The organism is Pseudomonas mandelii, from assembly GCF_024138395.1.
Classification (GTDB): Bacteria; Pseudomonadota; Gammaproteobacteria; order Pseudomonadales; family Pseudomonadaceae; genus Aquipseudomonas; species Aquipseudomonas mandelii_E.
In genome coordinates, this window is record NZ_JAMYDU010000004.1 from 283002 (window position 1) to 297716 (window position 14715).

Genomic DNA, 14715 nt, shown 5'->3' on the forward strand with positions numbered 1-14715 from the left:
TCATTGGACCTGCAGAGAGTTTTCAAGGGTTCGCCGCCTAAACCGGTGTGCTGTCCAACGCGTGTGACAAAGCTCACTTTCATAACTCTTAAGGTTTGCTTAAGGACTTTAAATGTCGTCGGCGGACAGACTTTCCTGAACGATCAGGAGAGCCACCATGAACCCGCAATCGGTGAATTCAAACCATCCATGCCCTGTTGTACGGCCGTTGGGCGGCCTGTCCGGCTGGCAGGAGCGCCGTGCCAAGGAGCTGATGCTGCGTGACATGGGCAGCGGCGTTCGTATCAGCGCGATTGCCGAACACTGCAACCTGTCCCGTAGCCATTTTTCCCGAGCATTCAAAAAGGTTACCGGCCACTCGCCTCAAGGCTGGCTAGTGATGATGAAGATCGAAAAAGCCAAAAGCCTGCTGACCACCTCGATGCCGATCACCGACGTCGTCTATGAATGCGGTTTTGCGGACCACTCGCATTTCACCCGCACCTTCAGCCGCTTGGAAGGGATGCCACCCAAGGCATGGCGCCGGGCCTTTGATCATGCAACGAGCCACACTCCCCAGACGCCAGTGATAGATAGGGACATACCCAACTGGAGAGTTCACGATAACCTGGCCGACAGCGTGGGACAGTCGCGCGCACAAGAGCTGCACGCGTGAACTGATCGAGATCGACATAACGAACCCCTCCCTTTGGCCGCTCTGCGGCCTTTTTTATCCGGCGCTGGCCGATGCTAGGGGCAGGTTGAAGCAAATCAGGGCGCCCTGCTCGCTGTCCTGGACCATCAGCGTCCCGCCGTGTGCGCCGATCACCGACCTGCAGATGGCCAGACCCATTCCCATACCGCTGCCTTTGGTGGTGTAGAAAGCATCGAAGATCTGCTCGCGCTGGTGTGCGTCAATTCCGGGGCCGTTGTCCTGGAAGCAGACCTGGACATGAGCGTCCTTTACCGCTGAGCCGATGATGATGCGTCCATTGGGCAACCCTGCTCCGGCGATGGCCTCCAGCGCATTGGTGATCAGGTTGAACACCACCTGCTGGATCTGCACCGCGTCGACCGACACCGGGGATTGTGCTTCGAGCCGGGTCTCCAGGCGCACATTGCGGTTCGCCAGGTCGGTGGCAGTCAGGCGCACGACCTCTGCGATCAAGTGATCGATTTGCACCGGCAACCGTTGCAACGGCGCCTGTTTGGCGAGTGCGCGAAGCGCCTGGACTATGTCCGCGGCGCGGGCGCTGTCCGAGCGAATGTCTTCCAGTCCCTGAATCGCCTCTTCCAGATCGGGCTGATCACGCTTGAGCCAGCGCAGGCTGGCCGAGGCATTGGACACGATGCCTAGCAACGGCTGACTGATTTCATGGGCAATCGAAGCAGAAAGCTCGCCCATGACCTTGAGGTGCGAGCTACGCGCCAGTTCCGCGCGGGAACTGCGCAAGTCCGCTTCCATCTGCGCGCGTAGCTGGTTGTCCTCGACCAACTGTTCATAAAGCTTGGCGGTTTGCAGTGACACCGCGGCCTGAGAGGCGAGAATTTCCAGCATGGTAAGGCGCTGGGCGCTGAACAGCTTGGGGACCAGGCTATTTTCCAGATAGACCAGGCCGATCAGCGTGCCTTGCTTGAGCAACGGCAAACATAACACCGACCGTATCTGGCGCTGTTGCAGATCGGCGCTGTAGGCCTCGGGACAATCGGCCCGGGCATCGTCGAGCACCAGGGTCGTGCGCGTGCGCATCGTGGCGTTGAGCACCGAGGCCGGCGCCATCTGTTCGAGCGGTTGCCCGGCGTCCAGAGCGACCCGTACATTTCCGGCTTCGACCGAAGCCGTCGCCGCCAGTTGCAGTTCGGCACCGCTGACGATCATCAGCACCCCATTGTCGGCACCGGCCTGAATCATCAAGTGATTCATCAGGGTTTCGACCAATCGTTCGAGCAGAACCTCCTGCGACAGTGCACGCGCCGCTTCGATCCCCACTTCAAGGTCGAGACGGACCTGGGTCACAGGCCGGACCGGCTCGAACAACGGCTCCGCACTCAGAAACGGGTGCAAAGTTTCCAATTGACGTGCCTTGCTGTCGGCGCCCCACAGGTTGTAGCAATCGCGCGCGATACGCAGGTGGTGGCTGGCACCCGACACCAGCCCGTTGGGTAGGCAGATATCTGCCAGCTGTTCATGGGCCAGCGCTTGCTCATGGATGAAACCGGCCGCCGCCGCAGCGATCTGCGACTGATCGAAACAACGGATAGCTACCAGTTCCTGACCGCGCAAGCGGGCGATGACCCCCTCGATCAGCAGCAGTTTGTTGCGGAAGGTTGTCGGGTTGAGCTCGACCCACGGCAGAAACCGCTGGCGTTGCCGCTCGAGTTTTTCCAGTTTTTCCGCCACCTCGCCCGGCGCTTGCGCACTGCCCAGCGCCAGGCAATAGAACAGGTAGTAATCTGCGAGATTGATATGCGCCGGAATTGACCAGGCCAGCGCGGCGGCTTCTTCGAAACGTCGCAATGCGTAAAGGATATCGCCGAAAAAAAACGCCGACATACCTGAATACAGCCACGACCAGAACAGCGTCGGCTGCGACACACGGATACGGTCGATGGGGCCGAAACGGTCATGTTCGATGCCATCTAGTTCGGCCAACGGCCGATGCAGGCGCCCGTCGCGCAGATCGGTGGCGAATGCCTGTTGCGCCAGCAGGATGCGCTCGATATCGATGTAATGAAATTGCCGCACCCACGCCAACCCATGCTCCAGTTCGTTCAACACCCCTTGCAAGGGTTCGCCCATGAACAGCAGGTCGGAACCGATGTGGTTGCAGGCATAGCAGGACATGCCCAAGTCGCCGCCAGCCTGGCCGCACTCGAATGCGGCGAAGGCCTTCTGTCGAGCGTACGCCATCGGTCGGGTCCAGGGGCTGACCTGATCGAGCGCCACCAGCGTGCCTGTGCGCCCTGCTTCGTAGCCGTGCTTGTCAGTGAGTTCAAGAGCCACTTCGGCGAACGCCTGCCCGTCCACATACTCGCCATAGCGTTCGGCAATCATCACGCCAAACCAGGCAAAACCGTAACCGCTGCCAGGCGTGGTCCCATGCAGCAGCGTGAGTTCGACCATTTTTGCCAAATGCAGAAAACGAATGTCGTCGTCGACGAAGAACGAAGAAATCAACGTACTGAGCAACTCCATGGCCGCTTCGATAGGAGGGTCATCGGCCTTTGGCAAATGCACCAGATCGGCGATGCGGCGTGCGCCGACAAGCTCACGAACCTGGGTAAATGCCAGGGTCAAATCGTTCTGTGAGGGCCTGCGCTGAAGGGGAATATCCAGCAGGGCCAGACCGTTCAACGCCTCGGTGATCGCCCCCTCGTAATCGGAGTGCAGCGTGCGCAAGGTGGCTAATAATCGATAGGATTTCGCGCGGTCAAGCGCTGTGGTGGCGTGGGTCAGGCAGTCGTCGAGGCGGCGTTGGGCACCGGTCAGATCGGCCAGGAGCATGTCGCACTCGGCCGCCAACCAGTGGGTGGCGAACGCCTGGGTGTAGAGGCTCGACCAACCCGTCTGGCCGAGCAGACTTTCGGCCGTGCGAAGATAGCCCACGGCCTGCTCGACAGCGGCGGTGTCCCGGGCGCGTTCGGCGGCTTCGACCAACAGTTCGACGAACGCGGCGCGGCGATGCGCCTCCAGTTCATCGGCGTCAATGCGCTGGACCTGACTGGCCACTTCGAACACGTGCTCATGGATCTGCTCGCCCCAATGATCAAGCATGGCGCCGGCGATACGCGCATGCTCGGCGGCGCGTCCCGCTGGCGCCCCAAGCTGACAGGCCGCCTCAAGCACACGGTCATGGGGAAACACCAGTTGCTCGTGCTCACGCAGCAGAAAACCTGCGTCGACCAGGCTTTGCACATCACGTGTGATCTGTTGCAGCTCACACGGAAATAGCCGGTGCAGCAGTGACTCATCACAGCGCCCCCCGACATAGCCAGCCGTGCGCAGCACTTCGCGCTCCATCGATGACAGCCGTTCGAGTCGCAGTACCATCAAGTCCGCGACGTTGTCGGCGTAGCGATAACCGTCCACCTCCTGTTGATTCCAGACCCAGCGGCGACCCTGCACGTCGAAGCGCACCAGACATTCATCGATCAATGCGCGCAACACTTGGCTGACGAACAGAGGGTTGCCGGCCGTCTTGTGATGCACGACTTGCGCGAGCGCCTCAATCTCCCTGGGGTCAGTGTCCAGCTCAACCGCGATCAGCTCCGCGACCGCAGCCACCGACAACGGCCCCAACATGACGCTTGCACAGGGCAACGATTGCTCGCGGCCCAGTACCTCCAGCACTCCCCCCTCGCGCTCGAGGGCCTGCGACTCCGCCTCGCGATACGCCAGGATCAACACCAGATGCCGGGGCTGCCGGGCGACGAAGGCCTGCAAAAACGACAGCGTCGAATCGTCCGCCCATTGCACGTCATCCACGAACAGCACCAGGGGGCGTCCCGGCTGAGCGAAGACTTCCAATACATCGAGCAGGGTCCGGTTGGCGCGATCGAGCGCATGTCGGGCCGGCATGTTCGGCAGCTCAGGTGTGACCCCGATGACCAGTTCGGCCTCGGGCGCCAGTTCCACCAGAAGCCTGCCCCGTCCCTTAAGCCGTTCGACCAGTTGCTCGCACAGCGTCTGCAGCTCCAGAGCCGGCTTGCCCAGCAACTGTGTCACCAGCGACTTGAAGATTTCTGCCAAGGGTGCAAATGGAATTTCCTGCTGCAACAGATTGCTCTTGCCGCTGGCCCAGTAGCCGGGCGCCACGGGCCTGACACCCTGATGGATCAGCGTCGACTTGCCGGCACCCGGCGCGCCACCGACCAACAGAACCCGGGCAATGCCATCGTTGCCTACCTGATGCATCAGCTCGACCAACTGCGTACGCTCGGCCTCTCGACCGAACAGCACATCGCTGCGGGCCAAGGAAGGCAACGCATCGAAAGCGCCCAGGCGGAACGCGTCGATACGCTCATGTTCCAGCCACTGCTGTAGGCACCAAGCCAGATCCGCGGCCATTGATTCGGCACTCTGGTAGCGGGCACCCGGTTCTTTCGCCAGGCCTTTGAGCAGAACCCGGCAGATGCCTTCCGGTAGATCGTTGACATGAATCGCCGGTGATTCCGGCTGGACAGCGGCGTGCACGTGCAGCCATTGGGACGGCTCGCGGGCGGTGAGCGGGAGTCGGCCGGTCAGCGCTTGATAAAGAATCGCGGTCAGCGCGTAGACATCGCTGCGCGCATCAAAATTGGCGGCATCGCGTCGCACCTGCTCGGGAGCCAGATAAGGCCATTGCTCCAGTCCAGGTAGTTCAACGGCGGGCACCTCCCCGGTATGGCTGTGAAAACTCAGCAGTCTGACCGAGTCAGCGGCGTCCACAACCAAGTGGTGGGGTAGCAGACTGGCATATCTCACGCCCATCTTCTGGGCGCTCGCGAGTGCGTTGGCCGCGGTTACGGCGATGACCAGCACACGCGCCAGTGGCAACCCTGTGTCACCCATCAAATCAGTCAGCGGCACCCCGGACTCGGGATAGATCAACAAAGGCCCCTCTGCCGAGCGAATTAAGGCGACAGGGGCAATCGCCCAAGCCGGATCCAGGCGCAGGTGAAAATCGCGTTCCAGCCGCTGGCATACGGCAGGCCGCTGAATCGGCGCCCGGGCGGCGAGCCAGCGTGTGCCCGATTGCCGATCCTGGAGCGTGAACCAGGTCAGGTCGTTTTCCCGGCGCAGTATTGCGAAGGTGCAACGCTCAAGCCAGGCCTCATCGTATAAGACATCAAGACTGTGGGATGCTGAGAGAGAGCTGCTGGGCATGAACAATTCCCGCTGTAGATTCGTTTCGGGCTGAGCCGGTGAGTATACGCAAGGCTCTGGCCCGATGGCTGCGCCCGAGCAATCCTGTCCGTTATCGGCACCAGGATGGCAGTCGAGAGCCCCCGCGGCCTGTTGTTTTTGCGCACTGAAATCGCTGCGTGTTATCCCTCGGGATAATTGCATTATGCGAGACCGTCCCCTAGCGTGTAGCCCTGATGAAACGGCGTTCCGGCGTCACTCCCCCTCAACTCAGTGCAGAGGAACGTATGATCCGACTCGGCCAAGCCACTATTTCCCTGGAACGGCGTGAAGCCTTTCTTGATGGACGGCCGCTGCGTGTTGGGGGGCGGGCGTTCGAAATCCTCTCGGTGCTGATGCAGGCCGATGGCCGAATCGTCAGCAAAGATGAATTGATCACACTAGTCTGGCCTGACACCGTCGTCGAGGAAAACAATCTGCAGGTGCAGATTTCCTCGCTGCGCAAGTTGCTCGGAGAAAAAGAGCTCATCCAGACGGTCCCGCGCCGAGGTTACCGATTATTGAAAGAACGTGAACCGCCCCTGCCCCTGTTCCATCCGGTATCACCGGGCGCCTATGCATCCGAAGAGCAGGAGACGATCGATCCTGACAGCGTGCCAGTGTACATCGTGGATGATGAAGCGTCCGTACGCACAGCACTCAGTCGTTTGCTGCGGGCCGAAGGCATCGCGCACCGGATATTCACCTCTGCCGAAGAATTGCTCAACGCTGACCTCGACATTGGCCCCGCTTGCCTGTTGCTGGACGTCAGCCTGCCCGAGGCGACAGGTCTGGAACTGCAATCGGCACTCGGACAACGCGGAAGTCCGTGGCCGGTGATTTTCATGACAGGGTTCGGCACCATCCCGATGTCTGTGCAGGCCATGAAAGCGGGAGCGGTCGAGTTCATGACCAAACCTTTCAACGACGAGCAGTTGCTCGGTACCCTGCGCACCACCCGTCAGCGTGCAGCGATGGCATTCGAGCAATGGCAGCGCATTCAGGGCGCCCGTAAAAAGGCCACCCTGCTGACCCCCCGTGAGCGCGAAGTGCTGCCACTGATCGTGGAGGGTCTGTCCAACAAACATATCGCCAACCGGCTGGGCACCAGCGAAATCACCGCCAAGGTCCACCGCAAACACATCATGGAGAAGATGCAGACGCGCTCGCTGGTGAACCTGGTCAACCTGTATGGCTTGATTAGCTCAGAGCCGACGTTTGGCGTGCAAAGTCCTACATGACTACCAACAATGACTGCGCCGCGCCCGGGTCATCCGTCAGCGCCATGATCATCGTCTGTATCGTGGACGACGATGCGTCCGTGCGTAAAAGCCTGGCCAATCTGCTCCGATCTGCGGGATACCGCTCTCGGGTATTCAACTCGGGAGAGGAATTCCTGGCCCTCGAAAACTTCGATGACATCGCGTGCCTGCTGTTGGATTTGAAGATGAACGGACTGTCAGGGATAGAGGTCATGCACGCGCTTACGCTCAAAGACAGAAAATTTCCAGTGATTTGCATGTCGGCACACTGGAATGAAGCGACACTGGCCGAAACCAGCCGCTATAAGCCCATCGAATGTTTGCGTAAACCCTTCAGCGGCGAAGCTTTACTCAGCGCTATCGAGTCTGCGCTTCAATGTGAGCGTTGAAAGTCTTCTGATGCTGCCGCAAGCAACCGGCCAAGGCGGATGTGGTCAGCATGTCCCAAGCCAGCGTTTGGTGATGGCAATGTTTGCCTGAAAGAATGCAAGCAAAAAATTGGCATAAAACAGGCTCGCACTAATGATGTCTGAATGAGTTTTTCGGAATGGTCAGCACTAGCCCAATTTCCGCTGATGCTGACCGGCAGCTTTGGGTCCAGAGTGTGTAAAAACGCCTTCCCGAACACTTGCTATGATTTCTGAGGATTTCATCGCAGGGATCGCCCATGAAGCGCTTTATCCAAGGTGAATATCGAGGCCAAGGCACCTTACTTCCCGAGAGCCTCGACGACTACGTCAGCGATACCAATCCGGTGCGTGTAGTCGACGTCTTCGTCGACGAACTCGACCTGGTCAAGCTGGGTTTTGAAGGTGCCATTCCAGCCGATACTGGCCGGCCGGCTTACCACCCCGCGATCTTGCTGAAGATCTACATTTACGGCTATCTCAACCGCATCCAGTCGAGCCGACGGCTGGAGCGAGAAGCTCAACGCAACGTCGAGCTGATGTGGTTGACCGGGCGTTTGATGCCGGATTTCAAGACCATCGCCAACTTCCGAAAAGACAACAGCAAGGCCATCCGAGGCGTCTGTCGCCAGTTCGTTGTGCTGTGTCAGCAGTTGGGATTGTTCGGAGAACATCTGGTCGCCATCGATGGCAGTAAATTCAAAGCAGTCAACAACCGCGACCGTAATTTCACCAGCGCCAAACTGAAGCGGCGAATGGAAGAAATTGAATCGAGTATCAATCGTTACCTGGCGGCACTCGATACTGCCGATCGGCAAGAACCCACAGCCTCCGAGCCCAGCGCCGTGCGCCTGGAAGAGAAAATCGCCAAGCTCAAAACTCAAATGAAGGAGCTTCAAGCAATCGAAATCCAGCTCAATGAATCGCCGGACAAACAGGTCTCACTGACCGATCCAGACGCCCGCTCCATGATGACGCGCGGCACGGGAATCGTCGGCTACAACGTGCAAACAGCGGTCGATACCCAGCATCATTTGATCGTTGCGCACGAGGTGACCAACGTCGGTTCCGACCGCGATCAACTCAGCTCGATGGCCAAGCAGGCCCGCGAAGCGATGGCGTCAGATACGGTGTCGGTGGTGGCTGATCGAGGTTACTTCAAAAGCGAACAAATCCTGGCCTGTCACGATGCAGGCATCACCGCCTATGTGCCCAAGCCGATGACCTCTGGAGCCAAGGCTGACGGGCGTTTCAATAACGATGCCTTCGTCTATGACGCGGCAAAAAAAGAATACATTTGCCCGGCTGGCGAGGCGCTGATCTGGCACTATTCCTATGTTGAAAAAGGCCTGAAGCTGCATCGTTACTGGAGTTCGAAATGCCAGGGCTGCGCGTTGAAATTGCAGTGCACACCGAGCACGGAACGACGAGTTCGACGCTGGGAGCATGAAGACGTATTGGAGGAAATGCAGCTTCGGCTGAACAAAGCACCAGAGATGATGCGAGTCCGAAAACGGACTGTTGAGCATCCCTTCGGGACGCTCAAACAATGGATGGGTGCAACGCACTTCCTGACGCGAAAGCTGGCCGGGGTGAGTGCGGAGATGAGCTTGAATGTGCTCGCCTACAACTTGAAACGGGTGATGAAAATCATCGGTGCCAACGGTTTGATGAAAGCGCTGACGGCCTGAAAAAGGCTGATTTTGGCCCATCCCAGAGGCTGTAAAAACAGCGTTGACGTATTCCAGGTCGCGACCGATGCGACCCGCAGCATTGACCGTACGATCGCTCAGCCAACGAAGGTCGATGATCCAAGACGATGAGGTCAGAGCGTTTTTACACACTCTGGGCCGCAAGTTGCCCTTCGCAACCGGCGGCTATCAGCCAGAGGCTGACATTGCCCTGTAATGGTATCGTTCACGTCCTCCCTGTAACTCGTGAGTAATGATGAGAGCCAAGTCCTCAATCTGGGTAGTAGCTCCCGCACCAGGAATTCCACCAGCTATTCTGGTTGAGTCCGGCAACCTTTGGCTCGCATACAAGCCTCAAATGAAAGCTTGCAGTCGTTCGTTTTACCGGGCTCATTGATCATCACCTTGCGCCCCATAGGAGACGAAGGTCTAGGTAATGTCGTTTTCCTTGCACTCAGATATAGGTGATGTCGCCGCACCAGACTTGATTGGGGGCTGGCACATTAAATTCACGGTTCAAGGTATTCGGGTCAAGTCTTTCTACTCCCTTGAACAACCCTCGCAGCGTCGACCTCGATTGCAGAAAAACCTCCTTGCTGGTTGGTTTCCAAGATCCCATTGGCGAGTTTTCAAACACTGTACTACTGTCACCTCGTGCTGGATGCTCAAGATCGTGGACGTTCGATCTGACCCGAGGTCATGGAATGAAGACCCCCATCGTGAACACGTGAGTGTTCCAACCGCTGTGCATGCGACGTGTACGACGAGCCCGATGTGGCTCTGGTTCACAAGGAGGTGCTTATGGTGGCTTCAGGTCTAAAGTCTCAGCAGCAATTGTTGAGCATTCGCCAATTGGTTGATACAAAACACTCCGTTTTTCTCCCCTACCTCCACTGGCATCCCGGCTCCCTATTTCAGCCCCCTAAGTACCTGTACTGAGCATGCGCACTGTGCACTACCAAAGCATGTGCCTGATGCTATTGTCTGCCGACATGGTTATGGCTGCCCCTCTGCCCGAATTGTTGGCGACTTGTACGGAGCAAGCCGTAGATAACCTACTGGGGCTTCCGCCCGTACCAGATGCCTCGTCACCCGATCACCTGGTGGGAAAAATCCAGCTTGGCAAAACGCTATTCTTTGACAAGCGTCTGAGTGCTGACGGCTCGATCAGTTGTGCCTCTTGCCATAAACCCGAACGAGGCTTCATCGATGACTTGCCGCGCGCCCAGGGTATCCATCGCCAGCTTGGAACCCGCAACACCCCTACCCTCGTCAATGCGGTTTTTGCCGAAACGCAGTTCTGGGACGGACGTCGCGACAGCCTCGAGTCGCAGGCTACGGATCCCCTCTTTAACCCGATCGAACACGCCGTAAATGATGAGGCCCAGTTACTCCATACCATTCGGCAGGACAGCCAGTATGTTGCGGCTTTCGAGAAGGTATTTGCGACCTCACCAGAGACGTTAACGGCCGAGCAAGTTGCACAAGCCATCGCTGCCTACGAGCGCACCCTGCTGGCGGGTAATTCTGCGTTTGATCGCTACCGCTATGGACATGACAAAACAGCCTTGGCGACAGATGCTTTGCGCGGCCTGGAGTTATTTCGTGGTCGTGCCCAATGTGAGCAATGCCATGTCATCGGCGAGTCCAGTGCGTTGTTCACCGATCAGCAGTTTCACACTCTGGGTGTGGGATTCAGGTATCTGGCGGGTCGCTTGGCCCCAGAGGCGATTCGGTTTGCAAAACTGACTGCAACCGAGCGGCAGACACTCGTGCAATCGGACCCCGCCTTGGCCGAACTGGGCCGTTTCAGCGTCACTCTGAATCCAATCGATCTCGGTCGCTTTCGTACTCCCAGCCTACGCAACGTGGCCGAGACAGCGCCCTATATGCACGACGGGAGCATCGCAACACTCGAAGAAGCCGTAGACCTGGAAGTGTATTACCGCGGTATCCAAGCCAGTCGTCCTTTGGTGCTGACGCCCACGGAAAAAACCGATTTGGTGGCATTTCTCAAAACTCTAACGAGCCCTCATTTCCAACAAAAGGCTGCGTGCGAATCAGCCCACACACAACAGAACCGAGGATAGGGATATGTCGCAGCAAGCGTCAGGCTGGTATCGGCTCGTTGTGATGACATGGTGGATGCTGAGCATGGCGTTTGCCGCCGAAGTCTCTGCCGCACCAACGGTGACCTTAACGGCACCAGCAAGTGGCGCTTCATTTATCGTCCCAACGACAGTCAGCATGGCTGCAAACGCTGAGACGAATGTTGGAAACATTGTCAAAGTGGAGTTTTATCAGGGCAGCACACTGCTGAGCACGGTCACCATACCGCCATTTACTTTCAAGTGGGGCAACGTTCCACCTGGCACTTACAGCCTCACAGCCAAGGCCACCGACTCCCAAAACGTCGTCACTACCTCCTCCGCCGTCAGCATTACCATAGGCACTGGCTCCATTGGCTACAGCTATGACCAGGCCGGTCATCTCGCTGGCGTTACCAGCACCACGGCATCGGCCGAATACAATTACGATGTGGTAGGTAATATCACGGCCATCAAGAGCTATGCCGCGGGTACTCCCAGCGTTCTGGCTTTTTCACCAGCGCAAGGTTCGACCGGCACAACGGTCACCATTGACGGTAATAATTTCAGCAGCACGGCAAGTCAAAATACTGTGCAGTTCAATGGCGTAACCGCCAGTTCCGTGACCATCGATCCCAGTTACCCCAACCGCCTCACGGCGTTGGTACCGAGTGCCGCCACTACCGGGCCGATCAGTGTGACCACGCCTGGGGGCAGTACCACCTCAACGACTAATTTTACGATTGCTGCGAACCAAGCCCCCACCATTACCAGCTTTACGCCAACTATCGGGACAGCTGGTACTGCAGTGACCATTTCGGGAAGCAACTTCCAAACGGATAAAACTAAAGAAAAAGTAGTTTTGAGCCTCCGTTCACCCATTATCACTTCCACGAGTACGAGCAGCATCGCCACCAGTGTTCCCGCCAGCACCATGGGCGGTAAAGTCAGCGTCACGACACCCTATGGCACTGCAATCAGTACCCAAGACTTGTTTGTTCCACCTTCTCCCCTGTTAGCCACAGACATCCAGTACATGGATCGTCTTGCCTTCGCTGTAAGCAAGACGGTCAGCATTACAACCGGGGGTAAAAAGGCGCTGCTTCTGTTTGATGGTACACAGAACCAGCGCATCTATCTGAATCTGGCGGGAGGGACTTTTCCAGCTTGCTACGCCTTGGTCATCTACAATCCCAACGGCAGCATCCTAGCCAACTCTACCGAGTGTGCTTCCCCCGGCTATATCGATCCCACCACCTTGCCTACGAGCGGGACCTATACAATCCTGATCAACCCCGGCAACAACGGCACGGGCAACGTTATCTTCACCCTGTACGACGTGCCGCCAGACCCAGTTGGCATCATCAGTATTGACGGTCCGGATGCCAGGGTGGCAACACCTTCCATTGGGCAGAACGGCAGCCTCACGTTCAGCGGCACCGCCGGCCAGCGTATCTATCTCAGTGCGCCCAACTCCACATACTCTCAAAGTGAATGGGTGTACATCTACAAGCCGGATGCCAACGGTAATGCCAGCACCAGCAGTGGCAACATTTATAGCAACGTTTGGTCGACCGGGTCCTACAGCGACACCCTGACACTCCCGACCACGGGCACCTACACCATCTTCCTCAATCCGAATCGCAGCGACATCGGCAGCATGACCTTTCACCTGATCAGCGTGCCGGCAGATGTCACGGGTACGATCAGCATCGATGGTGCCGATGCCACCCTGACCACCACCGCCATCGGCCAGAACGGCAGCCTCACGTTCAGTGGCACTGCTGGCCAACGCATCTACCTGAGTGCGCCCAACTCCACGTATAGCCACAGTGAATGGGTGTACATCTACAAGCCGGATGCCAATGGCAATGCCAGCACCAGTAACGGTTACATCTATTTCAACTTGTGGTCGACAGGATCCTTCACGGACACCCTGACGCTGCCGACCACGGGTACTTACACCATCTATCTCAACCCAACTAGCGCTGACATTGGCAGCATGACCTTTCACCTGCTCAGCGTGCCTGCGGATGTCACGGGTACGATCAGCATCGACGGTGCCGATGCCACCCTGACCACCACCGCCATCGGCCAGAACGGCAGCCTCACGTTCAGTGGCACCTCGGGCCAGCGTATCTACCTCAGTGCACCCAACTCCACGTATAGCCGCAGCGAGTTGGTCTACGTCTACAAGCCGGATGCCAATGGCAATGCCAGCACCAGTAGCGGTTACATCTATTTCAACTCGTGGTCGACAGGATCCTTCACGGACACCCTCACGCTCCCGACCACGGGCACCTACACCATCTATCTCAACCCGGGCAGTACTGACACCGGCAGCATGACCTTTCACCTGATCAGCGTGCCTGCGGATGTCACGGGTACGATCAGCATCGACGGTGCCGATGCCACCCTGACCACCACCGCCATCGGCCAGAACGGCAGCCTCACGTTCAGCGGCACCGCCAGCCAGCGTATCTACCTCAGTGCACCCAACTCCACGTATAGCCGCAGCGAGTTGGTCTACGTCTACAAGCCGGATGCCAATGGCAATGCCAGCACCAGTAACGGTTACATCTATTTCAACTCGTGGTCGACAGGATCCTTCACGGACACCCTCACGCTCCCGACCACGGGTGCCTATACCATCTATCTCAACCCGGGCAGTGCTGACACCGGCAGCATGACCTTTCACCTGATCAGCGTGCCTGCGGATGTCACGGGTACGATCAGCATCAATGGTGCCGATGCTACCCTGACCACCACCGCCATCGGCCAGAACGGCAGCCTCACGTTCAGCGGCACCGCCAGCCAGCGTATCTATCTCAGTGCACCCAGCTCCACGTATAGCCGCAGCGAGTCGGTCTACGTCTACAAGCCGGATGCCAATGGCAATGCCAGCACCAGTAACGGTTACATCTATTTCAACTCGTGGTCGACAGGATCCTTCACGGACACCCTCACGCTCCCGACCACGGGCACCTATACCATCTATCTCAACCCGGGCAGCGCTGACACCGGCAGCATGACCTTTCACCTGACCAGCGTGCCGGCGGATGTGACTGGCTCTGTCACGATCAATGGCTCCGCATTGACCGTCACCACAACGGCTGCGGGTCAAAATGCGAGCATAACTTTCAGTGGGACTTCGGGTCAGTCAGCAACGGTTCATCTAACAAACAACAGCATGGGCTATGTGGTGGTTACTTTGAAGAAGCCCGACAACACGTCCCTCACATCAACCGCGTCCAGCAGCGCCAGCTTTAACTTGTCGCCCCAGACTCTTCCCACCACCGGTACCTATACGATCTATGTCGACCCGTCAGCTGCCAATGTGGGCTCCATTAACGTCAGCGTGACCAATCCTTGAGGTGATGCGCCATGAAAGGGAATTACTCCGGT

7 protein-coding genes are annotated in these 14715 nt (G+C 57.9%); 6 read left to right on the forward strand and 1 reads right to left on the reverse strand.

Annotated features, from left to right (window positions below; genetic code table 11):
* Positions 1–157: 157 nt before the first annotated feature.
* The gene (locus NHU87_RS09805; RefSeq protein ID WP_253547869.1) at positions 158–655 is read left to right on the forward strand and encodes a helix-turn-helix domain-containing protein; all 498 of its coding nucleotides are present in this window, start codon (positions 158–160) and stop codon (positions 653–655) included.
* 54 nt (positions 656–709) lie between these two features.
* Here NHU87_RS09805 and NHU87_RS09810 read toward each other — a convergent pair whose 3' ends face one another.
* On the reverse strand, positions 710–5764 hold the full coding sequence (locus NHU87_RS09810) for a trifunctional serine/threonine-protein kinase/ATP-binding protein/sensor histidine kinase (protein ID WP_253548058.1): 5055 nt from the start codon (positions 5762–5764) through the stop codon (positions 710–712).
* A 347-nt stretch (positions 5765–6111) separates the two neighbouring features.
* On the opposite strand from NHU87_RS09810, the gene NHU87_RS09815 reads away from it, so the two are divergent.
* The 5 genes from NHU87_RS09815 (at position 6112) to NHU87_RS09835 (ending at position 14683) form a co-directional block, all read left to right on the forward strand.
* Positions 6112–7104: a response regulator gene (locus NHU87_RS09815; protein WP_253547871.1), complete on the forward strand. Its 993-nt coding sequence runs from the start codon at positions 6112–6114 to the stop codon at positions 7102–7104.
* A gap of 44 nt (positions 7105–7148) precedes the next feature.
* Positions 7149–7514, forward strand: coding sequence for a response regulator transcription factor (locus tag NHU87_RS09820; protein WP_253548060.1), 366 nt, complete (start codon positions 7149–7151; stop codon positions 7512–7514).
* Positions 7515–7792: 278 nt separating this feature from the next.
* A complete protein-coding gene (locus NHU87_RS09825) occupies positions 7793–9223 on the forward strand; it encodes an IS1182 family transposase (protein WP_253547873.1) in 1431 nt (476 codons plus the stop codon).
* A gap of 941 nt (positions 9224–10164) precedes the next feature.
* Positions 10165–11313 carry a cytochrome-c peroxidase gene (locus NHU87_RS09830; protein WP_253547875.1) on the forward strand — a complete coding sequence of 383 codons (1149 nt, stop codon included), beginning with the start codon at positions 10165–10167 and terminating at the stop codon, positions 11311–11313.
* A 4-nt stretch (positions 11314–11317) separates the two neighbouring features.
* A complete protein-coding gene (locus tag NHU87_RS09835; protein WP_253547877.1) occupies positions 11318–14683 on the forward strand; it encodes a beta strand repeat-containing protein in 3366 nt (1121 codons plus the stop codon).
* Positions 14684–14715: the final 32 nt, after the last annotated feature.